This is a genomic window from Candidatus Nitrotoga sp. BS, assembly GCF_927797785.1.
Classification (GTDB): Bacteria; Pseudomonadota; Gammaproteobacteria; order Burkholderiales; family Gallionellaceae; genus Nitrotoga.
Window position 1 is genome coordinate 1 of the sequence record NZ_CAKMLL010000088.1, and the last position, 23,861, is coordinate 23,861.

The window sequence follows — 23,861 nt, forward strand, 5'->3', positions numbered from 1 at the left end:
CCGCAAAAACTAAATACCATATTGGAGGGCAATTATCTTCTACTACTCAGGTCTCCCAAATTCTACGTTACCAAAAATTTGCTACTTTTTAAGCATTTTTAGCAAAAATAGTTTTGCAAGAAGCTCATCTTAGAAAATAAATTGGTATTTTGAAGGTGCTTATCAGAGTCTTCACTAAAAGATTGCGGGTTGTTTAAATTAAATTTCAAAAGGGAGGAGCTTATTTGTTCCTTGAACACCCAAAAAAACTTGCTTAATATAAATTGGCAGTGATAAAATTCATCAGTCTAGAAAGTTCATGAGTTCAATAAGTTTTTTAACCAAGATGTATTGGAAAGGAGGAGAAGTTATGTTTGAGAATGTGACTACTGGCCAAGTTCTTTTGATGTATGCATGTATTTTTGGATTTATTTTTGGTATGGCTGCAATTTTATGTAAGAAGAACTCTTAAAAAGGTTTAATGATACTGCGAGTGGTGGAAATATTGTTTTTGGATGCCTTTCGAAAACATGGTACGTCTTTCACGTCGGTTGAAAGGCCAGCAACTAGAAAAGTTGTTAGGGGAAGATTAATTTGAAGAATTTCAAGAAATAAGGGGGGGGAATGCGCAAATCTACATCCATGTGGTCGTCATGGCTTACAATAATAGGCGCCATAGTACTTGTATCAGGAACTTCTGCCTCTGCAGAAACTGGAAAAATTAGTGCGAATCCTGCTAATGGTAAAGTCATCTTTACCGAAGGAAAAGGGGGTGTTCCTGCTTGCTTATCTTGCCATGGAGAAAATGCTTTAGGTATTGATGCCATGGGCTCGCCCCGTCTGGCCAATATTGGTTATGTTTATCTTGTTAAGCAACTTACTGATTTTGCTGCGGACAGACGTGTTCCTTCTGGTCTGGGAGCGGTAATGAACGGATTTGCCAAGGAGTTGAGCGAGCAGGATCGCCGTGATGTGGCTGCGTATGTTGATAGCTTGCCCAGAAAATTTGAGCCATCTGACTTAAAGGCTCTTAAAGAAGAGGGGCAGCAGGTTGGTCAGACTTATTTGGGGAAGCTTCTGGCTCATAGCGGAGTAAAGGGTAAGGTGGCTTCTTGTTACTCATGTCATGGATTTAATGGACGCGGTGCTGATCCTATGTTTCCGGCGATTGGCAATCAAAAGTATGTATATTTGGTTAATCAATTAAAAAGTTGGCGTGATGACACAAGGAATAATGACCCAGTAGTTGGAGGGGTTCATATGATGCAAGCTGTGGCGAAAACGCTTACAGATGACGACATTTATAATGTTGCTGCATATTTGTCTTCTGCTCCGCCAGTTAATGTGCGGGACGGCCTTCTTATTGATAATCAAACGGTTTTGAAAGAAATATTAGTTCGATAGGTATTTTTAGCTATTAAATTAGCTGCTGCTTGCGAAATCCCCGTGCGACGAGTTACATCGGACGCGGGGATTTTGTCTATTTTGAAAAATATTATATGTGGTCTCGGGGGGGGTTATTCGGCATGGCAATTAGCAATATGAAGCTTGGAGAAAAATTGCTATTTGGAGGGTTTGCGCTGATTGGTATTATGGCTTTTGTCAGTTGGTTGGTGCTAGAAGTTGTCAGGTCACGTTTGGATAAGCCGATGTTCCCAGTGCTTCAGTATGATTTTTCCGCACAGGGCTTGCGAGGGTCAGAGTTATTTCGTACAGCGGGATGCACTATCTGTCACCGCGCAATGCGCAACGGTACAAATATGGGGCTGGTTCTCGACGGGATCGGTTCTAAGCGTACCCTTGAATACTTGAACAAATTTTTAACAGATCCAGAAGCAACTTACCATGGGACGACGATGGATCATGGTCCTTCTAAAGGAGCTGCTTTCGTAGCGAAATTGCCGCCAGAGGAATTGCAGGCGATTGCCGTGTTTCTCTCCGAGCTACGAGCCAATCCGGGGTCTAATGCGTCGCGATTTCCCCCAGTGGGCGGGGAATCCAATTTTATTGATGAGATGGTCAGGATGTGGGCGCCAGATAGCTGGAAATCAGAGTATAAGGATGTACGTGAGGAAGTAAAATTAAAAGCGAAAGAGAATCAGCATGACGCAGGAACAAAATGAGCCCTGGGCTCAGGATAAAGAATATACCAAATATACATTGTGGTTTATCTATGCTTGCATCATTTACAGCATAATTGGTTTTTCATGGGGGGCATTGATGGGTGGGGTTCCCACATTTAGACATTTTGTTAATAGCGGTATACCTGGTCACAGACTCGTTTTAGGGCATACGCATATTAATTTGCTAGGATGGGTGGAAATGGCTATTTTCGGCGCGGTATATTATCTTATTCCACGACTGGTGCGTCGCTCCATCTATAGTCTGCGTTTAGTAAAAATTCATTTCTGGATGCATAATCTTGGTTTGCTGGGGGTCGTGGTTTTCTTTAGCTCAGCGGGGCTGGTTGGAATTTTTATCGATGACGATGCGGAATCGGTTGCATCAAGATTTATGTCACTTGCAGGAATTTTCGGTAGTATCGTTTTATTAGCTAACATTATCTGGGGATATAACATATACCGTACTTGCAATGGATGGAACAGGCCTAAGTGAATCTAAGAATATTAATACTGCTCGCTGTTTCTTGCCTTCTTGGTGGCTGTGGGGAATCATTTTCCTCATGGGGTATTGGAGGTGCGTCAATGGGAATGATGCAGAAAGGAATGGTTGCGCCTAGCTTGCCCACAAAAACATTGGCAGATGTCGGTGGAGATATGAGCAAAATGACGACATATCGTCAACCAGACGCGCGCATGTACCAATACTCATTGGATAAAGCATTGGCGCTTGGCAAGCCTATCGTTCTGGAGTTTGCCACACCTGGTCATTGCACTGTGTGTGATGGGCAATTGCAAATTATGAAGGCGTTATTGGAAAAATATCAAACCCAGGTACTTTTTTTGCATATGGATCAATACCAAAATCCGGAAGCATTCAAGGCATATCGCGTAATGGGTGATCCATGGACTTTTTTTATAAATGACAAAGGCGTTGTTAGCGGCGTTCAACCTGGACGTATGTTGTATGGGGAAATGGAAGCGGGAATAACAAAGATTCTTAAAGAAGGAACAGAAAGTAGCGCAGGTTAATCAGGTATGAGCGATACACGTTTCAGTTTAGTCCAAGATCGCAAAGGCATGATGTGGGATTTGCTTCTGTATGTACCTACAGTGATCGCCTTATTGTCGATGGTAGCCAAATTTTGGTACGGCGGAGATGTCAGTTTGGCCTATTTATTTTCATTTTTAGCCAGTTTCTTTTTTATCGCTGGCGCCAACCGCATATTGAAAACTCGATTAATGTTATTACCTACCGCGCCCATTGCAATTGAAATTGCTGAGCAAGTAACTAGAGTAATTATGCGCAACGGAGAGAATGTGGAGTTGGTGAAAGACATACGACTTTACGCGGATTACTCAGGTCGATCGTTTGGACTGGCAGGGCTTGATAAATTGGACCAGCGTTTGCAATTCGTATTTCATAAAGGGCAGTTTTCAAGCATAAAAGATTACCAAGCAGTTCAGGAAAAGTATATAGCTAGTTAGCATCCATATTCCAAAATTCACTTGATCATAAAAATCTAGGTTAACCATAATGTTCAGATGCGCAATTCCGTCATTCGATGCGTAGGAAAAACATTTAAAACTTCTCATCGCTGATCCAAGCTTCATATCGACTTTCATCGGAATGCGAAATTTTGCTCCTCTTCAGCCGCGTCGACTGTGCTTAGTGGCTAATTAGGTAAGAATTGATCCATATATTTGATACCTTAATAAATGACAATGAGTTTTAAGGCGTCAACTAAACGAGTGATTCTTATTGCAAATAATTAATTCTGAAGTTATTTAGATGGTAGGACATTCGTTGTGCTCAGCATGCCTCAAGCTAAATAAAGAAATTGTTATCATGATCAAAATATGAGAGTCTGCTCCAAAGACAAGGAAGCTTAAATTTCATTGCATCTACGTAGATATTTAAAATAAAAAATAAATAGCTGCAATATCTAGCAGTTAAAATCAATCTAAAGGAACTGATGGAAAAAGCAAGTAAAATGCATGGGCAGAGTATGAGATGTTAACAGCAGGCACGGTGTGGGCTGCGTTACTAACCTATGCGTTAATGTTAGCAGCGTTTCAATATGCTAGGCATCGCATGTTTCATGTGTTGGCAATGACTTCCGTAATCTTGTTTGATCTGGGAATGCCTGTTTATCTTTATATTTTTAAGGACTGGTATCGCCGTTTGATTGTAGAGAGCGAAATAACCTCATTAATTGTATGGATACATTTAATGATGATTGTGATGATGTATGCGTTATATGTACTGCAAGTTAAAACTGCTCTGCGCTTGCTACGCAATGATAACAGTGTACGCATCGATCATGGCGCTCAAGGTCGGGCTACGTTGCTGGTACGCGCACTGGTCATTTTTACAGGCGCCATACTTGTAGAGACCTAATAAATATGGCTGTTTGTGAAGCCGCTATTTACTGCCCTTGCGGTGTCGAATTACATCCCAAACCATAAATCCAATAGCCACTACACCGATGAGACAGGTGGCTAGAATAAGCAAATACTCAGTTTCCTTGCTAACCAAGCCACCAATTAGCATGTGTACAGCATAGCTCATGATGAACAGAGAGCTAAGAGCCACTATAAAATAAATTAAGATTTCTTGAATGAGCTTATTCATTACGTTTTAAAGTATATTTATTACCAATTACGGCATATATTAGGATTAATCAGGCTAACCACTAACATCCAATATGGAAAGTTGGTCATGCTAATATGACTGAAGATATACGCAAATCTCATATAGCTTATTGATTGGACTTCAGGTTGGCTGGCTTGTTGACATTTTTTATATGCAATAATACCCCGCTGGGCTGTAATGCGATAGTTTCAACAATCTCTCCACCAAGCAGAGATAGGTTCTTTGCGAGCGCTGTATTGCTGGCTTGATGCGGATTGAATAATATGTGGGTAATACTGTGTAACAAGTCAAGTTGAGCCTGCGGATCTTGTGCGGCGGGAGGTAAGGGTAAGGTATCGCATTTGCATGCGATCATGGTACGGCTTGGCCATTGGCTGGCTACTCGCAAAAGATTATGATTTTTTCCGCTTTCGTCTTCTTCATTGGCTTTGCGGATATTTTCAGCCTTTTCAACAAGAAAGTGAATTAACTGATCCTCCTCAGGCAGAAATCCAGATTGTCGAATTTCGTAGTGACTCCTATCTGCCTGCATAAATACAGTGGAAAGAATGATAATAAATAGCATCATCAATCCGCGATGATGAACAAACCCTTTGTCTGTGCGTACATGATTCGAATGTAATAATAAAGGCGTTCCAAAATACAAAATAAGACTTAACGCAATGATGCCCCACGCCAAATCACTGGTTGTAACTCCCAGCGTCAAACCAATCAGTAAGGTGCGGCCAGTAAAATCTGACCATAAGTTGCGGAATTGTTTGGTGACGATGATTACAAGTACTGCAAGAATGACCCATCCAACTGTCCACCTGACAATAGACATTTCACCTCCTAAAGATGAGCCGAATATGCTAATTGCTAGGCTCTCAATTGGATTTTTGAACCATTCTACGTAATTCCATCCGTTTAACATGAGTATGGTAAAGATAGAAATAAAGCTTACACCAATAAAAAAATATTTCTGCTGCTTCATATCCAGCGGCTCTTTGTACCATGACCAAAGCAGCGCTAATGGATATGCTAGGCCAATGGGATGCAAGCTCACGCTAAACGCGCTGACAAGTAACTGGGAAAAATACCAGCCACCACCAGAGCGAGGGTTTGCTCTATATTCCGTATTTAGCCATGCACCAAATGCAAATGCGATTACCAAGTAGATACCGGAAGAAAGAGTATCAATTTGTTCAAGTATCAGCGGAGATACAGCCAGTAAGCCACTGGCAACTAATGCACTTTCAGCATTGACATTGCGACGGCTCCATAAGTAAAGCATCCAAATGGCAAAGGCAAATAAAAGTGTAGTGAAAACCTTGGCCGCAAAAACCTTACCTGTCCAAAGAAATGCAACAGGTAAAAACAACAATGCACGCAAATCAGGCGCACCAAAAGTAACAACTGAAGCGGCTACCTGATCAGCTATTGACCATGCTAATAAAAGAGATTTAGCGGAGCCTTCATCCAAGTTGTAAAGATCGGGCCGCGACAATAAAAGGATGGCTGCTCCCCATAATGACAAGGAAAGATACCCCCAGTAACGAAGAGGAATACGGTCAAAAAAAGTATTAATGTTCATTATCAATATAATTGTTTGGTTTAAGTACACTATGCCTTGACAAGGTTAAGTGTAGGGTTTTATTATATCACTGCATTTTTATAACACTGAATTTTAGTGGTCGCTTGTCTCGGAGACAATCATTGCCCAAAGGAATTCAGTTGCAGAGTTGACGGATCTGAAACATCTGGATTCCGATAAAAACAGTAACAATCTAAATTGTTTAGATAAAACCAGGGGGAAATGCAAAATGCAAAAAAAGTCAATACCAGCTAGTTCCTTTTGGATAATTATAGTTGCGGGGTTCGTAACGGGAATGGGTAATGGTAGTGTGTTCGGGGCGGCTCTTATGTGTTGGATGGGACGTGCAGGATTTGAAGATTGGGGTGGGGTGGGTGCTGGTTCATATATACCTTCAACATTTAATGGTTTTATGAGTACTTGTATGTTTGTGTTTGGCTTTGCGTTTACTTTAATGTTGGCGCTCGCTTTAAAGAGGCACGATACGATTGAGAATGGAGTTCGTGCTTAGGCGCGACATACCTGTGTAAAAACTTTAAAATATGAAGCCTTAAATAGGGGGGGATATGCTAATAATATTGGCAGGGACGTTTTGCATGCTTTTGGCGTTTTCTAGTATGTGGTTATCGTGGTATGTATTAATGCCGCACAAGCGTATACATTTGGCTGATGGTACTGATGCATTGGGTGAGGTGGTTGGTGGTACGGTGGGAGATATAGTTTCAGAGGAGCTGTCTTCGATCACACATCATAAAACGTCAAAAAAATAACACCTAATAAAAATTAATAGTGGGACTAACGCTGATTACGACAGCCAATATGTCTGTTTAGGGCGAAATGAGGAGATGCAGCATGATTCTTAAGTATTTGTTTGCAAAAAATGAGGCTATCCCGGTTGGTTCGGCGGCAGTCTTCTTTGGTTTTTCGGCCATTGTCTGGTTTATGATCGGAACAGGATTGGGGTCGTTCAATGCGGCTAAGCTTGCTTTTCCAGATTTTGTAACGGGGACGGAAATGTTTGCCTTCGGTCATATGCGTCAGGTGCATGTGCTTGCTGTCATTTTCGGCTGGATTTCGATGGCGTTTGCAATGGCCATGATGTATATCACCCCGATATTGGGGAACACTAGGCTGTGGTCAGAGAAGCTTGGTTTGTGGAATTGCATGATGTGGAATATCTCTCTGCTTATGGGTTTGTCCCTAATGTGGATGGGTGTAACCTCTGGGCGTGAGTATTCTGACTTTCCATGGCCACTGGATCTTGCTGTTGCCGCATTTATATCTATTCCTTTGGCGGTTAATGTATGGATGACCATAATAAAACGACGCACTCAAGGGATTTATACGACCAATTGGTTTTTTGCAGCCTCAACTTTCATGTTGATAATTGTATTTTTGGTAGGAAATCTTCCAGAATATTTTCACCTAACTGGATTGACCGAGGCATACATGACGTGGTGGTTTGCGCATAACGTCCTGGGGTTGTGGATTACTCCTGTGGCTGCAGCGATTGCCTATTACGTCATTCCAAAGGTGACGGGTAATCCGTTGTATTCGCATCGTATTGGTCACTTGCACTTTTGGTCGATAGTTGTGTTTTACTCAACTCCTGCTGCGCATCATTTGATGTCGGCGCCCTTGCCAGAGTGGCTAAAATCATTCGCTTCGGTGGAGGGTGTTCTGATTTTGGTGCCAGCCATAGCATTTGTGTCGAACATACTTTTGACCATGCAGGGCAAATGGAATATGTTTGTCGAGAACCTTGAGGTGCGCTTTACCGTGGTTGGTGTATTGTTGGCTATTCCACTTAATATGCAGGGTGGCTTTCAGCAAACTCGTTCTATCAACTGGTACATTCACGGAACAGGGTGGATGGTGGCGCACGCGCATCTTGCTTTGCTTGGGTTCTCGACGTTTCTTGAGGCTGCGGCCGTTTATCTTGGTCTGCAAACACTCATGAAGCGCAAGTTGTATTCGCTGACTTTAGGTAATCTGCATTTCTGGTTATTGTTGATCGGATTTAGTACATACTGGATATCAATGACGATTGCTGGGTTAATTCAAGGTGCTGGAAAGATATATGAAGTACCATACATTGATGTCGTGATTGCTGAGCATCCTTATATGATAGCTCGGTGGTTGGGCGGAACTATGGTGTTTTCCTCAACCATTCTTTGGTTATACAATATGTGGATGACTGCGCGCGAAGGTACTGTTATTCCGGCTGGACGTATGCCACACGAATTGGCGTACGAGCGTTAATCCTAAACATTAAGCCAGAATATGGGGAGTAAACTATGAATTTTAGAGAGTATAAAATAGGTTCAAGGATGTTTGGTGCGGCATTCGCATTGTCAATGAGTATAACCTTGCTTTTCCCAAGTTACGATCTTGCAGCTTCAGTGGTTTCTGAGGTCGGCTTGGATAAGCAGCTGACTTCAGGGTGGGATTCGGGTTGGCAGATTAAGGATCCTTGGCTGGATGGCTTGAACAAGCCATTGAAGGTGCTGGTTAGAAAAGACCCAAAGACTGGTGAGCCGATGGAGCCAGTATATGCATATGTATATACTGCGGGAACGTCATTGCCGAATGGGGTGAAGCATCATCATAATCTGGGTCTAGGTGTCGAGGAGCTGAGTCTTAACCAGGGCCGAATAAAAGAGGCAAAAATTGAGGATGGTGCCGTATTCCTGATTAAGGCAAGTGACAAGTTGCTGGATTTCGAGGACAAGCCGCTGCATTACATAGAAAATGCGACAGCCACAAAAGGCTGGGCTCCAGATGCGGTATTAAAACAGGCAGCAGACTCGGATATATTGCACGCTGGAGCTGGGAAAACCATGTTTGTACGAGAGGGTTGCTGGTGGTGTCATACATTATTACCTGAGCAAACACAAGATTGGCAAGTATTTGGCGCTCCCCCTATGTTGGGTGATTTTAATGGTGAATCTCCAACAGCATTTGGATCTGACCGCAAGGGACCAGATTTATTACATGTCGGTTCACGCAATGCATCTAGAGAGTGGATGATGCTGCATTTCTTTAATCCTCGGTTAGTGCAGCCACATTCCATCATGCCGCGTTTTGATTACTTGTGGGGTGAGGTAGACGCAGACGGCAAGAAAATTGATTTCAAAAAATGGCGTTCTGAGTACGATGAATACCGAGAAGGAAAAATCACTACGCCTCCTGACGTGCCAATGTACGCTAAGGATAGCGAAATTCGGAACTTGATTGATTTTGTTGTGAATCTGAAATAGTTTAAGGGGGGCGATGATATGACTTGGGTATTTGATAAGCCGCTGCATACTTTGACGCACGAAGAGACAGTACAGAAAAGTATTCGTCTTTGGGAAGCTGAGGATCTTGGCGGTATGACAGAGGATAACAACCGGTTGCCGGTGCCAGTTGTAATTCTTGTTTTGCTAACAGTTGCAACCGCTTTTTTGACTACAATACCGCTTTGGGGGCAGCGCCCGACTGCTGCGATCTATGCTGAATACATTAAAGTAATGGACACACCTGAAATTCTGGCAATTCAAGAGGCTCAGGGTGATGCAGCAGCTATGAAGCGCATTGTTGAAATTAACAAAGGCAGTGAGTTCATAGCTGCGCAAGGTCGACATCCAGTTACTATGGATGACTTGCGTATTTTGAAGCCACAAATAGAGGCGGTAATGGAGCTTCCGGCGGTAGATCTTAAGGATTATACAGTTGTAGGGCCAATAGTAAAAATTGCTAATTTTGAAGGTAATTTTCGTCCAAACGGTAAGCGGGTTCGGCAGCAGCCGTGGTGGGATAAGGGATTCCTGATTGACGTATTTTATCTTTCGATGTTCTTTATTGGAGTAACAGTTACTGTGAAGCGGTTGCCTGCGTACCACTGGCAGCCACGTCATCACGACGCTGACCCACGCCACGGCGATAGACGTCATAAGCCTTAATTTTAAATTACATTACGGAGGTAACAGATGATAGATTATGATTATGGCCCTACATGTTTTATGGCGGTTGTAGCCATTGGTTTTTTTGCTCCTTATTTCTATAGTTTATTTGTGGATAATTACGATAAAAAAAATCCGCAAATTAGATCTAAAAATAACTAGGTTACGGTTTTAAGTTAAATGAATAAGGTATGCCGCCGTACGGGCGGCATATTCTTTTTACAAGGATATATTTGGAATGAATGGAGATTATTATTTATTCATTTCTTGATGCATTAAATATAGGCCGTGTCTTAAAGGTGGTAGCAGACACTGGATATTCTCCTAAATTAGATCTAAGCATAGAAGGGATGCGCAGCCAGCAATTTAGCACGGGTGTATTTTTTTTTATGCTACTGGGTGTATTGGTATTTTCTGGCATCGTACTTATGTTGATGTTCGGAAATCACGCACCAAAAAAAATGAGATTCGGCGAGAAAATGATGTTCAGTCTGATAATTATAGGCGTTATAGTTGCAGTCATTTTTGGCGGAATGCAAATGCTGGGCGGATATCTTTACTAACTTATTTATTAGTTTGGTTCCCTAACGAAAGATGGAGAAAACATGGAAAGCTACTTGCAATCGTTGGATGATGGATGGTCTATTTACCTTTGGCTTGTTGTTGGTGGCATGATTATTATTGCTGTCATATACTGGATCAGGTGGGGAATGATGAATGAGCAGTTTGATGAAGATATCAAGTATCTAGTATTTGATGAAGGTGATAGAGATAAAATGTCACCAGAAGAGTATGCAAAAAGTCGTGAGGTAAATACCTCCCAGATGCTAAGTCGGGAGCGTGTTTTAAAGCGTCAGGAAAAAGAAAAGCATCAGAATCAATGAAACAAGGTGAAAAAATTGTTTTTGTAGTCATTGCAATTGTGGTTGTTGGTTTTATGGTGCGCAATCTTTGGCACCTCAATACTAGTAAGGAAGTCGATAAAGGTATTCCTTATTACAGCACTGCATCTGCTACCTTGGAACGCGCTGCTATGGATATTTACCGCCAGCAAAACTGTAAAAGCTGCCATTCACTGTGGACTGTGCGTGATCTTATGAAATCCGTTCCTGCCCCAATATTGGACGGTATGGGTTCATTGAGAAGTGAAGACTGGTTTTACCAGTATTTTTCAGCTATAAATCCACAAGCGATTCTACAATCTCGCTTAAAGAAAGAATATCAAATGCCATCTTATGCGCAACTGCCGGAAAGTGATCGACGACTTCTGGCACGTTATATGTCAAGCCTGAAGGTTCAAGATTGGTATCTTGAAGAAACACGCAGAGCCGAACATGAAATACTTACCGGCCAGAAATTCCAACCATGAGTAAATTTCCGCCCTCGACCGGAGTCCGATTTTTCAGCGGTGTTGTGGCGGTTATTATGGGTTGCGCTTTGAATTACCTCGGCGATCGTATTCTTGGAGTAAAAATTGAGTTATTTCGAGGCATTCTTGACTTCAACCGACTGTGGGTCATAGATATGTTTGTGCTACCTTTTTTTGTAGGTGTGCTGGTCGCAGTTATTTTTGGACTTGGCGGTAAATGGCTGTGTTACTTTCCTCCGTTAATAGTTAAATCTATTAGTTACTTAGAAATTATATATTTAACTGGAGTTCCGGAAGGTGCATCGTTAATGCCATTTGGCATGTGGGCTTTGTTTGTGACTGTAGTTATGACTGCGGCAGGTTTCGGTGGGGTCATGGGAGAAATCATCATAAAAAAAACTTATGGAAGAGATCCGAGCGATCTTTTATATAAGCAGAGTACCGACAATAGTGAACGTGACATTTAGATGGCTGTGACTTCAGAGCACATAAATTCATTACTTCCGACTGCAGAACTGGCACGTCGTAAACGTTACTTATTGGCAACTTTTATAATTTGTTTTGTCTTGTTAGCAATTGGGGTAACCCTGTATGTGGTGAACCAGGGATTCGACACCATGGGTGAAATGCGTTCGAGTGCAACGTATGATTTGATAGATGAAGCATCCCATATTCGCGCAGCTGGTGAAGATCTAGCATTGCATAAAGTACATGAGGCCGAAAAAAATCATGCGGGAGGATATAGTGCTATAGAAGTTGAAAGCTTACTCTCCAAAGAGAAGTGGCTCGAAATAGATAGTATGATATTTATCCCCGAGGGAAATTTTTCCATGGGTACAAATTTAGAACGAGCAGATGCACAAAATCGCCCACAACATACAGTAAACTTGCCCGCCTTCTGGATAGATAAATATCCTGTAACTAATGCACAATATGCCAAATTTGTAGTCGCTACTTCGCACCGTCCACCGCTGAACTGGAAGAAGGGCAAAATTCCTCAGGGAGAGGTGTTGCGCCCTGTTACCATGGTGTCTTGGTACGATGCAATGGCATACGCAAAGTGGGCTGGCAAGCGACTTCCTACTGAAGCAGAATGGGAAAAGTCAGGGCGTGGCACTGACGGTCGACGTTGGCCGTGGGGTAGTAAGATGGAACCAGATCGGCTGAATACTTATTACAATGTGGGCTCGACATCCAACGTAAATGCTTATCTAAATGGAGCTAGTCCATATGGAGTAATGGATATGGCAGGTAACGTGAATGAGTGGACAGAGGATGATTTTACGCCTTACCCAGGAACGGACGCGCCGTCAGATTTATTCAAAGGGAAAGTTTTGCAGGCGACAAATAGTAAAGAGGTTGAAATTGTGCCAACTGGGGGAAGCTACAAAGTATTGCGTGGCGGATCATGGAAGGGGGATCCATTTTCGTCTTCAGTATTTCATCGAAATTTCGCTTTTGCAAATTATGCCTCCGATTTCTTTGGGTTCCGCTGTGCCAGTAATCTTGAGGTAAAGGTCGCAAGAAGGTGAGAGTGCTTAAGATGTTATGGCATCTCGGAATGGTTCTTGGTCTCTCATTGCTCATGGTAAAAATGAGCTATGCAGTTGATAGCTATCGGTTTCTTCACGTTCATATTGATACTCTTTGGTATATTTTTTTATTCCTGCTGGCTATTCTTTTTGTTCCATATATTTTGATGGCAGTATTGACATGGCACTACGCGGAAAAAAAAGATAATCTGAAAGAACAGCAGGAAATATCAGCCGAGACTGACAAATGATGTTGAGTTCGAGGGGTGGCTCCGTTCCATATAGACTGGCATGCTGGCTGATTACAGCGGTGCTGCTTTTGCTTTGTGCGATACCAATTGCGCGAGCTGATGATAACGGCCAGAAGGGCAATAGCGCTAAGGTGATGAAAGCGTTTGAACAGCAAGCCAGTAAAAATAATATAGATAGGCCTTTAACCATACAAAAAAAACATTTGACTATGTTTTTATTGGGCGTGCCATTGTTGATCTTGCTTCTAATTACTGGAGCGCTGGGCATCGCTATGGGTATATATGGTAAACAAGTATTTATGCTGCATATGATTTCTGCTGGACTTACCATCACACTAGCTTTTGTACACGCTATTGTGGGAGTTATCTGGTTTTATCCTTTCTAATTCAAAGCACTCTATGCCTCGTACTATAGTTTGTTTTAAACGCTGCACATATGCATTTGAATTATGTCTGTCTCTCTATTTACTATCTGTCTAGTGGGTTCTCAGATTAATTTGTAGTGATCGTAGATTGCATTCTCTCTCGGCTTAACAGAAGAAAGGCGTTTTCTGCAGAGTATTATTTAGGTGCAGTGCAAGTGTTGACATTATGTTCTATGTATCAGATTAATCTTAATACCAGTCGTGTTTGGCGCATAAATGTATATTTGTTTAAATTCGTGATGATATAGATACGCCGCCGCTGCTTCGCGTACTCAGTGATGTGGGTGGCAAGTGGGTTTCGAAATCGATTAGAGCCTGTTGATACAACAAGTTGCATGCTGTACCTGAGCTTGGAGAGCTTGTTCAGTTGCGCTTGCCACTAGACATCAATGTTGTTACCAAGGGTTTCAAATACTATTGTAAAAGATTTAGGCAAGCGAATGCGGCTTCTGTGACTTCCACGGCATTCGAATCCGCATACTTGTCCCACTGTGAAAATCTAAAAATATAACAGGTTGTATGAGGTTCACTGTAAGTTACGCACATACCACCATGTTTAATTTTAAATTAAAGTTTTATATTCAGCCCTGTTAACCGTATTTGTTTGAAATATTTTGCAGCATACCAAGGTTGATTCATGCTGGTGAAAGAGCCACAATTAATGATCTCAAAGCGTAGCTTTTGGCCGCTGGCACTGCTGTATGGAGTATTCGGCCTGACTAGCGTGGCGTACGAGGTGTTGTGGGTGCGCATGCTTTCTTTGCAATTCGGTGTGAGTATTTTTGCGGTGGTGCTAACCGTCGCCGCATTTATGGGTGGATTGGGAGCGGGAAGTTTGTTCGCAGTACGTCGGGCTTCCCATATCAAAAGCCCATTATTGTTGCTTGCTGCATTGGAAGGTGGTATTGCTGTGTACGCCTTACTCTTGCCGCTGATTCTGCAAATCACCTCGGCTGGAATGGAACACGCGGCGTCGCAACTTTCGTTATTTCAATGGTATGGCCTTATTGCGAGTGTAGCTTTGTGTTTTTTGCTGTTCCCAGCTTTCATTATGGGGGCAGGGTTTCCATTAGTTTTAGCATCTTTGGGAAATAGGCATGAGCGATTGGGGAAGATTTACGGTTTAAATACCCTTGGTGCTGCTTGTGGAGCATTGTTGCCGCTGTGGTTGCTGCCAGCCATCGGTTGGGTCTGGGCGGTCAGAGTGGTTGCCGCGATTGGCTGTGTGGGAGCTGTTGTGCTGTTGCTGCTTTCATCACGGTATACCGCAGCACAGGTGACCGAGAAATGCGTTAAGAAAAGCCGGCCACGTTTAGCTTTCTTGTTCGCCTATGCCGGAATTGGAGCGGCAAGTCTAATCTTGCAAATAGCTTGGACACGCTTGTTCGGCATGGTGATGCTGCGCACTGAGTATGTGTTGTCAGTGATTTTGGCGTCATTTCTGCTGGGTATCGGTATAGGCAGTTTGATCGCGCCGCGCCAGCACAGGCAAGTGTGGTTTGTAATCTTGCCCATTGCTGCTGGAGGATTCACCATATTAAGCTTATGGTTGTTGCCTGCGCTTTCGGCATGGGTGGAGCGAGCTGAGTTTACTTCTTTATTTGAAGCATTGAGAATGCAAGGGTTGATACTCACGCTGGTAACTTTGCCAGTTACACTGGCACTTGGAGCTTGGTTGCCTTTGTTAAACAGCCGCTCGAATGGTGGTGGGGTATGGTTGTATGGGGCAAATTCACTGGGTGCCGCTCTCGGAGCGGTCGTTGCAGGAGTGGTGCTCATTCCGTTTTGGGGCAGTGCTGCTACAGTAGCGATGGCCGCTTCTGTGTTGTTGATCCTGGGTTTAACCTGGGCGCAGTCGCGTGTCGCATGGCTTGTCGTACCGTTATTTTTAATTGCAGTGTGGCCAGTTGTAAAGTTACCGCCAGTTAATATGCTATTGCCGCAGGCGCAAGCGGGAAGCAGGGATTTATATTTTTACGAAGACGCTATTTCGATGACGCATGTCGTAGAGCAACCAGACGGGCAGCGCGTATTGCTGACCGACTTGCAGAGAATGGATGCTTCAACTGATCCTACGGCAGTGTTTGTGCAATCCAATCAAGCGCGACTGCCATTGCTGTTGCATGAACAGCCTGGCTCGGTTCTATTTCTTGGATTGGGTACTGGAATTTCCGTGGCTGGCTCCCTAGCGTTTCCTAATTTGGATCGAAGTGCAGTTGAATTGTCACAGGGCGCGATTAATTCCGCAGCGACTTGGTTTGCCCCTTTAAATCGCAACGCGCTGAGCCAAACAAAAGTTGAACGTGATGACGTACGGCATTTTCTAAGTGCGAGTCGGGATCAATACGACGTCATAATCGGCGACGTGTTTCATCCGGATTTGGCAGGTTCAAGTTCTTTATTATCAGTGCAGCAATTTCAGCGTGTACGTAATCGCCTAAGTGAGAATGGAATATTTGTTCAGTGGTTAGCACTCAATCAATTCGACAATAAATCTTTAAACGTAATTTTTAACAGCTTTCGGCTGGCTTTTCCAGATGCGCAAATATTTCTCGATGGGATGCATTTAGCCTTGGTCGGCCCACGACAGAAATTTATGGGCGCGCAGGGGCTGTTGCACAATTTGCAGCGTTTGTCCTTGGAGCAACAGGACGAAGTAACTGCAGGCGAAGGGGGGTGGACTTGGCTAGGTCGCTATTGGGGCCCTTTGCCGGGCAGCCGGGAGCAGGTGCAAGACGAGTGGTCGCCAGTGATTGAGTTTCATCTGCCGCGCGCGCGCTACGCTGGTAATTTAGATGTGGCAAAGTTATTACAAGCCTTGCTGAAAACCAGGCCGAATATGGAAGCCGCTGCAAAATTGCTGGGAATTCGTGACAACGATAAAGATGCTTTCGAACGCGCTTACGTAGGAAGCGAGCTTATGACGCGAAGCTGGCTTGCAGCTGCGCGTGGAGCAACGCAACAGGCTAATCAGCTGACGCATTTGGCTTATAAGGCGAATGCAAAAGATCGCTGGATTGCTTATGCGTTGGCTGATAATATGTTTTCATCATTAGGCCAAGCGCGCGAGCATGGTTTAAGCGAGAAAGAGGCGTTGCAGAAAATTTTACGTCTTAATCCATATCATGTAGAAGCGGTGCGCGCATTGTGGCGAATTGAGCGAAATGCCGGTGCTGCACGCGCGGAATCGACCCGTGCGCACTTGCTGGAGCTGAGTCCGCTTGATTTTGAAGCAAATATGGCGAGGAATTAACTTCATTATGGCCAGCGGTGTCAAGTATAAATCCATTTCCAGCATCCCAGTCAAGGTAATCGGCACGGTCGTAGGTTCGAACCCAGTCCGCTCTCAATTCCGTTGGAAGCGGCGGTTGCTGCAGATGCTGATACTGATCCTGGTTGTATTGATTCCGGCTAGCGGCCTATTCCGTATCGATCCGGGGGCTGCTGCTTTCGTTGTGCTCGATCGGCAGATATGGTTGGCTGATTTTTCCTTGGTGACTGGGGCATGGCTATTTTTGGCGAGTAGTTTGGTGTTGCTGTACTCGACCGCTGGTACTGTTTTTTGCGGTTGGCTTTGTCCTCAAAATACTTTGGCCGAATGGGCCAACAATCTTACTCGCAAATTATTAGGTAAGCATGCCGAGGTAAGCTTAACCGGGGAAGCGCCGCGTGTGGCGGGTGCAAAGAATAAGATCGTGAATTGGATGTTGCTCGGGGTTGCTTTTTTGGGGGCGGCTATGTTTTTTGCGCTAATTCCGTTATTTTATTTCTATCCGCCAAGTGTGGTGTGGTCTTTCGTAATACTGGAAGAGAATACCAAGTTGGCGGGATCACTGCATTGGATTTACTCGGTATGTGTTGTGATCGTTTTAATAGACATTGCTGTCATAAGACATTTTTGGTGCCGTTACGCTTGCATTTACAGGGTTTGGATGCATTCGTTTAAAACCAAGCAGACTTTGCATATAGCATATGATGCCAGTCGAAGTGATGAATGTGCCAAGTGTAATTATTGTGTCACTTCTTGTTTTATCGATCTGGATCCGCGCAAAACTGATATTTACGACAGTTGTATTAATTGTGGTGACTGTGTTGATGCTTGCAATCGATTGCATCACAAACAAGGAGTCCCTGGGCTATTGCGTTTTGATATGCTTGAGCGCACGAGTAACAGTGTAAATAGATTGCGTGGTGTCGCAATTTCTCTGATTGCTCGACTGGGCTGGACGACCCCTTTCGTGGTATTGGGTGCTGTGATGTTTATTTGGGGATTATGGTCATATCAACCTTACCATGTTGCAGTGGGCAATGCGGATGTACAGCAAGGCCACACAATTCAAGAGTATCGTATTGCGCTTTCTAATAAACTGTATCACTCTGCGGAGCTGCACGTGCGTGTGTTAGGTTTGCCGCCGGGCAGTTACCAGCTTAGTGCTGAGGACATTATATTACCGCCGGTCGGGCGAGAGTCACTCATGCTGTCTATCGTGCAGGATTTGCCACGAGGCTTATATTCTGTGGTGGTGGAGGTTTCTGCAGGTGATACCTGGATAGGGCGATTCCCTGTTCAACATTTTTCTGAACAAAGGAGAAAACTATGATCACCAGCGATATTAGTGAAAAAGCTCAAGATTTATCGAAAGTAGATGCGCCGCGCTGGGGCGAGATGCCGGATGATCATTTTGGCTATGCTTCTAATGAAGAACGTATGGCTAAACGAGGGCTAGAAGACTGGGAGCTGGTAGAAACCATTCCTGAGTCGCAAAAAAATATACCTTATTGGTTTATAGGGGTGACAGTTGCAGTGTTACTGGTTGCGGTGGGTTTGAGTTTCCCTTTTTGGGGTCTTCGTCCGGGTGATGAGCGTCCTTGGGTGGACTGGGGATTCATCATCGCTATATTTTATGTTGCTGCCGGAAGTGCTTTTGTTCGCTTCATGGTAAATTTATATGGATCGTCGATTGGTGGAACGCTGGATTCAGATAAAAATAATAAGGACCAATCCCATGACCTCAATGCAAAATAATAATATGTATATATCGATTAACCGATTGCGCAGAGGAAATGTAAAATATTTCAAGTTATTTTTTTTGCTGTTGTTAGCAGCATGCGGTGGAGATCGAATAGCTGATACGCAACCGCAAAAATGGCAGGGTGCGGAGGTGCGAGTTGAATCTAGGCCCAGCCCGCCACAGCCTGGAAAAAACGAGTTTTTGATAATAGTGACTGGTGAGCGTGGGCCGATCCATGACATTATGGTTTCAGTACGCACCGACGACCAAGATCAATGGGTACAGGCAATACAAGATGGGGATATAGGCGTTTACCGCCGGGCGGCAACAGTTGCTCCAGGCACCAGATCTGTGTTACAGGTGCAGGTAAAACGTAACGGCGCTGAAGGGGTTTTGCGCTTTCCGTTGAAATTATCCATTTAGAAATAGATAGGTATTAATAATTCTGGTCGTTGCTTTTAAGTGTGAGTACGACATTAGCAAGATAGATGCAAAAACCTGTCGCCATGATCATCCCTGAGCTGGCTACAATGGGTCCATAAAAGCGGTGCACATCTGCCATGCCTTGAAGGTCATTGTCTAGCAATAAATTTCCTTCCAAGATGCCAAATGCCACTTGCGTAAAATAAAAATAAAATACCCCAATTGTTGTCCACCAAAACGAATGGTTTATCAGGCGTAATGAGTAAACTGCCTTACCGCTAATAATTGGTAGCAGATAATACATAGTTCCCATTGCCAATATCACTAGTCCTCCGATTAAGTTTATGTGCGCATGTGCCAGGGGATCTATCATGTGTCCAGGGCCACCGTAAGGGCTGCCGATAGAGTCCAGCCAAGCACGAATGGACGGAATTACTTGCAACAGGCCGTGCATTGCGCCGAAAAAAAATGAAATTGTGGAAATCAACAAAAACTTAATTAAGTGTGTAAATTCAGTGTTATTTAAACGCATGGGAAGTATGGGTGTGATGCTTAAATAACGAAAGCACGGTCGTAATATGACCGTGCTTTCGTTAATAACAGGATAACGATATTATCGTTTTGAGTTTTGTAATAAGAGGTCGCGCAAATATTTACTTGTTATTTTTTTCTGCCTCTTTAAGTCGTTCAATACCTAAACTAGACAACGTTGTGGCGATAATAATGCCAGTGCCGAAGATAATTATGGGAACCAATACTTCCATGATGTTACTCCTTAGTATCGTTAATTTTTAGAAAAACATTAATTACTCTTCTAGAGATAAGTGTATCTAAAAGATATTCGTTGCGCAAGGTATTTGTCTAATTGAGGCATTGCATGCCTCAATTAGACACAATATAATGAACGAACAAATTATAAGATCATAACAGTTCTGGTCGGAATGTTTCCATCTTAAGTGATACCACTTCTAGGTTGAGTTCTTGCTAGAGTATTATTCAGTTAAATGTTAGGGATTAAACTATTACACCCTACAGTAGAAAAAAATGTCAAAAGAAAAAACATTAAGGCCGTTAGCTTCAGTTCGTACATACCCTACCGATGCAGGTAACGTAGTTTGTCTCGCATTAACAGATACTAATGGCTCTGAAACAGAGTTTATCATCAATCCAGAAGGTTTGAATGCCCTTATATATCCGGTTCTTGGACTTGCATCGAAATGGGCAAAAGAGTCAGGTTCAAAAGTAGAATCTTGGTCTGGTCCTAAAAATGCACTTCCGGCACAGCATGTTGAGTTAGCGCTTGCCCGAACCTCTACTGAGTGTGCTTTACGAGTTTTTATGGGTGAGGTTGAGCTAACATTTATTCTTCCGCTAGACGAAGTGCTTAAGACAGCTACAAAGTTTGTGCAAAATCTCGATAAAGATTCTGGAGGTTCAATACATTGAGTTTTGTGACGACTGGTTTGACATGTTGAGTGTCGGTCTAATTTTATATAGTTTTATTCCGCCTCTTAATCAGAAAAAATATTACTTTGTTTCGATGTGCACTACATAGCGTTGACGTAGTCTAATACAAATAGCTTTGTGCTTTTGGTCATCATTACTCCCGCTAGGATGCAGAGGTGCTTCAGGCGATAGTGCGCAAGCTCTCCATCAATTACCGAGATGCCCCTCCTTTTTTCGGGGAGCAGCTTGACGAATTGTTCTTCTGCTCTATCCCGGTCAATCTTGCTTGCCAGTTGTATTTGTCAATTTTCCGTTCTAGCCACAGCCAAATAATGACTTAATTGAGGCGTATCCTCAATTTTGCGGGGATTTCATTTAACAAATCTTCACGCTTTACAGGCTGGATCCTGACAAATTTTAGATTGCTTGATTACCCATCTATGTAGGTATGCCACTTAATTGGTTGTTCGTGGGACGGCTAATTATAAATTGCATAAGATAAAACCCCCTAAACAAAAATTCCCCAACCTATCAAAACATAACGCTCCAATAAAATTAGCACAACAAATATTAATAGCATGAACATCACGAATCGTACTATCTGCCAAGCTAGATTAAGATAGCGGCGATTACGGGTAACTAAATACGCTCCGCCGGAAAAGAGAATAAAAAGAGCGGCCAAGATGATTAGCAGACGCATTATGAGCAAAGTATTTACCCTTACAGTTGTGTAACTGGATTTAAATTTTCCTGATCCTTTTATCCACTCGGTGCAGATGGGTTTGGGAGGTGTAGCCTGATGAAGTTCAGGCAGTTAATAATTGCAAGCGCAGGAACGCTGGTGCTTCCTCATTCTTTTTGAAAGTCACGAACTCCCATGCCTGTTCATCATCCAGCAAGGTGCGTAGCAGGGCATTGTTCAGAGCATGGCCTGATTTATATCCAGAGAAAGCGCCGATAAGAGGGTGTCCAAGCAAATATAGGTCACCAATTGCATCTAGTATTTTATGTTTGACAAACTCGTCCTCATAGCGCAACCCGTCTGGGTTAATGACGCGGTATTCATCCATCACGATGGCATTGTCCAAGTTACCACCCAGCGCCAATCCCTGAGCTCGCATATTCTCAACGTCATGCATGAAGCCGAAGGTGCGGGCACGACTTACCTCCTTGATGTAAGAATGTTCGCCCAGATCTATCGTCACATGCTGTTTGGTTGAAGCAAACACAGGATGGGAAAAGTTAATAGTAAAGTTAAGTTTGTAGCCGTTGAATGGTTCGAAGCGCACCCACTTGTCACCATCCTTAATCTCTATGATTTTTTTTATGCGGATGAATTTCTTTGCCGTAGATTGTTCGATGATGCCTGCAGATTGTAAAAGGAAAATAAATGTTCCAGCGCTTCCATCCATAATAGGCACTTCGGCGCTAGTCAAGTCAACAAAGGCATTGTCCACACCAAGCCCAGCAAAAGCGGACATTAGGTGCTCAATAGTAGCTACACGCGTGCCGTTTACTTCCAAGCAGGTGGATAAACGGGTGTCATGCACCAGATGTGCTTCAGCACGTATCGCCACCATTGGCACAACATCCACCCGTCGGAATACGATGCCGCTGTTTGCAGGTGCAGGAGACAAGGTAAGATTAACTCGCTCACCAGTATGCAAGCCTACTCCAGTAGCATGCACCGAATTTTTTAATGTGCGTTGATTAACCATGCTGCTTTAAAACGTTTATAAGTTATTTTAAATATTAACATAGTTCATTCTGGCACCGATTTTTGCCCGTGTTGTGCAGGAGAGCTGTTAAGAAAATCGTGTGCATATTGCGGCGCGTCAATTCCATACGTGGTTTAATCATGTTCAGGGCAATTACCTAATGTGAATTATTTTTCATTAAGGCTAATCTCCTGCCCGAACCGCCTAGAGCGGGTTGGAATTTTCGCGCTCCTCGAACGTTATTAATCTGCTTGTTTGCGTAGAAAAGATGGAATATCCAGTGTGTCTACACCGGACTGTTTCATCGCCTCGACTGCTTCGCGGTGACGGCCATTACGTATTACTGCAGGCATTTCAAGCTCTTTATAATTGCCCGCGAAGATTGGCTCGTTATTTGTGCCTGTGCGTAGCCCATAAACAAGTTCCGGCTTGGTTTGCTTGCGTTCAAGCGGCGAGCCTAAGCCAGTTGCCACGATGGTCACGCGTAGTTCGTCACCCATGCTTTCATCGAACACAGAGCCAACTATAACGGTGGCTTCTTCAATAGCAAATTGCACACTGTTGGTAATTTCCCTGAATTCTCTTAGGGTGAGTTTGCTATTGGAGCTGATATTTATCAGCACACCGCGCGCGCCTGCTAAATTCACGTCCTCCAGCAAAGGGCTGGACATGGCACGTTCTGCTGCAACTTTGGCGCGATCAGATCCAGAAGCAGTAGCTGATCCCATCATCGCCATGCCGTTTTCAGACATAAGGGTGCGCACATCTGCAAAGTCCACATTCATCAGGCCAGGTACATTAATTACCTCGGCAATGCCCGCCACCGCACCCTGTAATACACTATTGGAGGCGCTGAATGCATCCAATAGACTAGTGTCTTCGCCCAGCACGCTCATCAGTTTTTCATTTGGCACGATGATAAGTGAATCCACAGACTCGCACAGTGCTTCGATGCCAGCTTGTGCCAAGCGCATGCGCTTGCCTTCGTGAAGAAATGGTTTGGTCACCACGGCCACGGTGAGAATGTCCATTTCCTTGGCTATCTGGGCTACCACGGGTGCCGCGCCAGTGCCGGTGCCGCCACCCATTCCCGCAGTGATAAATATCATATTGGCACCTCGGATCAAATCGGCAATGCGCTCACGATCTTCCTCGGCAGCGGCTCGTCCAACATCCGGAATTGCCCCCGCACCCAACCCTTTGGTAATAGTGGCGCCAATCTGTAACTGAGTGTGCGCTTTGTTGCGATTGAGTGCTTGTGAATCGGTATTGATGACGATGAACTCTACACCCTGTACGCCTTTCTCAATCATATGATCCACTGCATTGCCGCCGCAGCCGCCCACGCCTATAACCTTAATTACTGCGTCCTGAAGCTGTACATTCTCTATTTCAAACATTGCTTTCCCCTTA

At 43.7% G+C, this 23,861-nt stretch carries 27 protein-coding genes; 23 read left to right on the plus strand and 4 right to left on the minus strand.

From position 1 onward, the window contains the following. Positions 1 to 603: 603 nt before the first annotated feature. The 6 genes from MJ769_RS11005 (at position 604) to MJ769_RS11030 (ending at position 4,500) form a co-directional block, all read left to right on the plus strand. On the plus strand, positions 604 to 1,383 hold the full coding sequence (locus MJ769_RS11005) for a c-type cytochrome (protein ID WP_239237186.1): 780 nt from the start codon (positions 604 to 606) through the stop codon (positions 1,381 to 1,383). A 122-nt stretch (positions 1,384 to 1,505) separates the two neighbouring features. Further along, positions 1,506 to 2,102, plus strand: a complete 597-nt coding sequence (locus MJ769_RS11010) for a c-type cytochrome (protein WP_239237187.1) — start codon at positions 1,506 to 1,508, stop codon at positions 2,100 to 2,102. Next, on the plus strand, positions 2,083 to 2,595 hold the full coding sequence (locus MJ769_RS11015) for a cbb3-type cytochrome c oxidase subunit I (RefSeq protein WP_239237189.1): 513 nt from the start codon (positions 2,083 to 2,085) through the stop codon (positions 2,593 to 2,595). The genes MJ769_RS11010 and MJ769_RS11015 overlap by 20 nt, the downstream gene beginning before the upstream one ends. 89 nt (positions 2,596 to 2,684) lie before the next feature. Next, complete coding sequence (locus MJ769_RS11020; protein ID WP_239237191.1) at positions 2,685 to 3,131, plus strand: TlpA family protein disulfide reductase; 447 nt, start codon at positions 2,685 to 2,687, stop codon at positions 3,129 to 3,131. A 6-nt stretch (positions 3,132 to 3,137) separates the two neighbouring features. Then, the gene (locus MJ769_RS11025; RefSeq protein WP_239237192.1) at positions 3,138 to 3,587 is read left to right on the plus strand and encodes a hypothetical protein; all 450 of its coding nucleotides are present in this window, start codon (positions 3,138 to 3,140) and stop codon (positions 3,585 to 3,587) included. A 526-nt stretch (positions 3,588 to 4,113) separates the two neighbouring features. Next, the gene (locus tag MJ769_RS11030) at positions 4,114 to 4,500 is read left to right on the plus strand and encodes a hypothetical protein (protein WP_239237193.1); all 387 of its coding nucleotides are present in this window, start codon (positions 4,114 to 4,116) and stop codon (positions 4,498 to 4,500) included. Positions 4,501 to 4,861: 361 nt separating this feature from the next. Here the strand turns inward: MJ769_RS11030 and MJ769_RS11035 are convergent, their stop codons facing one another. Continuing rightward, positions 4,862 to 6,328, minus strand: a complete 1,467-nt coding sequence (locus MJ769_RS11035) for a hypothetical protein (protein WP_239237194.1) — start codon at positions 6,326 to 6,328, stop codon at positions 4,862 to 4,864. 229 nt (positions 6,329 to 6,557) lie between these two features. On the opposite strand from MJ769_RS11035, the gene MJ769_RS11040 reads away from it, so the two are divergent. The 16 genes from MJ769_RS11040 (at position 6,558) to MJ769_RS11110 (ending at position 19,284) form a co-directional block, all read left to right on the plus strand. Then, on the plus strand, positions 6,558 to 6,839 hold the full coding sequence (locus MJ769_RS11040; protein ID WP_239237195.1) for a hypothetical protein: 282 nt from the start codon (positions 6,558 to 6,560) through the stop codon (positions 6,837 to 6,839). Between the two features lie 341 nt (positions 6,840 to 7,180). Next, on the plus strand, positions 7,181 to 8,590 hold the full coding sequence (locus MJ769_RS11045; protein ID WP_239237196.1) for a cbb3-type cytochrome c oxidase subunit I: 1,410 nt from the start codon (positions 7,181 to 7,183) through the stop codon (positions 8,588 to 8,590). A gap of 35 nt (positions 8,591 to 8,625) precedes the next feature. After that, positions 8,626 to 9,588: a cbb3-type cytochrome c oxidase subunit II gene (locus MJ769_RS11050; RefSeq protein ID WP_239237197.1), complete on the plus strand. Its 963-nt coding sequence runs from the start codon at positions 8,626 to 8,628 to the stop codon at positions 9,586 to 9,588. Positions 9,589 to 9,606: 18 nt separating this feature from the next. Further along, positions 9,607 to 10,272, plus strand: a complete 666-nt coding sequence (locus tag MJ769_RS11055) for a hypothetical protein (protein ID WP_239237198.1) — start codon at positions 9,607 to 9,609, stop codon at positions 10,270 to 10,272. A gap of 27 nt (positions 10,273 to 10,299) precedes the next feature. Next, positions 10,300 to 10,434, plus strand: coding sequence for a hypothetical protein (locus MJ769_RS14460; RefSeq protein WP_256445719.1), 135 nt, complete (start codon positions 10,300 to 10,302; stop codon positions 10,432 to 10,434). A gap of 80 nt (positions 10,435 to 10,514) precedes the next feature. Then, positions 10,515 to 10,835, plus strand: coding sequence for a hypothetical protein (locus MJ769_RS11060; RefSeq protein WP_239237199.1), 321 nt, complete (start codon positions 10,515 to 10,517; stop codon positions 10,833 to 10,835). 42 nt (positions 10,836 to 10,877) lie between these two features. Beyond that, positions 10,878 to 11,156 (plus strand): hypothetical protein, encoded by a 279-nt coding sequence (locus MJ769_RS11065; protein ID WP_239237200.1) that lies wholly within the window; start codon positions 10,878 to 10,880, stop codon positions 11,154 to 11,156. Continuing rightward, positions 11,153 to 11,641: a c-type cytochrome gene (locus MJ769_RS11070; RefSeq protein ID WP_239237201.1), complete on the plus strand. Its 489-nt coding sequence runs from the start codon at positions 11,153 to 11,155 to the stop codon at positions 11,639 to 11,641. The genes MJ769_RS11065 and MJ769_RS11070 overlap by 4 nt, the downstream gene beginning before the upstream one ends. Next, on the plus strand, positions 11,638 to 12,108 hold the full coding sequence (locus tag MJ769_RS11075; RefSeq protein ID WP_239237202.1) for a hypothetical protein: 471 nt from the start codon (positions 11,638 to 11,640) through the stop codon (positions 12,106 to 12,108). Before MJ769_RS11070 ends, MJ769_RS11075 begins: the two co-directional genes overlap by 4 nt. Beyond that, positions 12,109 to 13,173, plus strand: a complete 1,065-nt coding sequence (locus tag MJ769_RS11080; protein WP_239237203.1) for a formylglycine-generating enzyme family protein — start codon at positions 12,109 to 12,111, stop codon at positions 13,171 to 13,173. A gap of 2 nt (positions 13,174 to 13,175) precedes the next feature. After that, positions 13,176 to 13,424 (plus strand): hypothetical protein, encoded by a 249-nt coding sequence (locus MJ769_RS11085; RefSeq protein ID WP_239237204.1) that lies wholly within the window; start codon positions 13,176 to 13,178, stop codon positions 13,422 to 13,424. A 134-nt stretch (positions 13,425 to 13,558) separates the two neighbouring features. Then, positions 13,559 to 13,810 (plus strand): hypothetical protein, encoded by a 252-nt coding sequence (locus MJ769_RS11090; RefSeq protein WP_239237205.1) that lies wholly within the window; start codon positions 13,559 to 13,561, stop codon positions 13,808 to 13,810. 700 nt (positions 13,811 to 14,510) lie between these two features. Then, the gene (locus MJ769_RS11095; protein ID WP_239237206.1) at positions 14,511 to 17,102 is read left to right on the plus strand and encodes a fused MFS/spermidine synthase; all 2,592 of its coding nucleotides are present in this window, start codon (positions 14,511 to 14,513) and stop codon (positions 17,100 to 17,102) included. 7 nt (positions 17,103 to 17,109) lie between these two features. After that, entirely contained in the window at positions 17,110 to 18,450 is a 1,341-nt protein-coding gene (locus tag MJ769_RS11100) for a 4Fe-4S binding protein (protein ID WP_239237207.1), read from the plus strand. Next, the gene (locus MJ769_RS11105; RefSeq protein WP_239237208.1) at positions 18,447 to 18,875 is read left to right on the plus strand and encodes a hypothetical protein; all 429 of its coding nucleotides are present in this window, start codon (positions 18,447 to 18,449) and stop codon (positions 18,873 to 18,875) included. Before MJ769_RS11100 ends, MJ769_RS11105 begins: the two co-directional genes overlap by 4 nt. Beyond that, the gene (locus MJ769_RS11110) at positions 18,856 to 19,284 is read left to right on the plus strand and encodes a hypothetical protein (RefSeq protein ID WP_239237209.1); all 429 of its coding nucleotides are present in this window, start codon (positions 18,856 to 18,858) and stop codon (positions 19,282 to 19,284) included. Before MJ769_RS11105 ends, MJ769_RS11110 begins: the two co-directional genes overlap by 20 nt. Before the next feature lie 13 nt (positions 19,285 to 19,297). Here MJ769_RS11110 and MJ769_RS11115 read toward each other — a convergent pair whose 3' ends face one another. Further along, a complete protein-coding gene (locus MJ769_RS11115; protein WP_256445720.1) occupies positions 19,298 to 19,816 on the minus strand; it encodes a cbb3-type cytochrome c oxidase subunit I in 519 nt (172 codons plus the stop codon). Positions 19,817 to 20,328: 512 nt separating this feature from the next. Between MJ769_RS11115 and MJ769_RS11120 the strand changes: the two genes are divergently transcribed. Further along, positions 20,329 to 20,730 carry a hypothetical protein gene (locus MJ769_RS11120; protein ID WP_239237211.1) on the plus strand — a complete coding sequence of 134 codons (402 nt, stop codon included), beginning with the start codon at positions 20,329 to 20,331 and terminating at the stop codon, positions 20,728 to 20,730. 806 nt (positions 20,731 to 21,536) lie between these two features. On the opposite strand, the gene lpxC is transcribed toward MJ769_RS11120, so the two are convergent. Together lpxC and ftsZ are read right to left on the minus strand one after the other, a co-directional pair. Next, positions 21,537 to 22,448: a UDP-3-O-acyl-N-acetylglucosamine deacetylase gene (gene lpxC, locus MJ769_RS11125; protein WP_239237212.1), complete on the minus strand. Its 912-nt coding sequence runs from the start codon at positions 22,446 to 22,448 to the stop codon at positions 21,537 to 21,539. A gap of 242 nt (positions 22,449 to 22,690) precedes the next feature. Beyond that, positions 22,691 to 23,848, minus strand: coding sequence for a cell division protein FtsZ (ftsZ, locus tag MJ769_RS11130; protein WP_239237213.1), 1,158 nt, complete (start codon positions 23,846 to 23,848; stop codon positions 22,691 to 22,693). Positions 23,849 to 23,861: the final 13 nt, after the last annotated feature.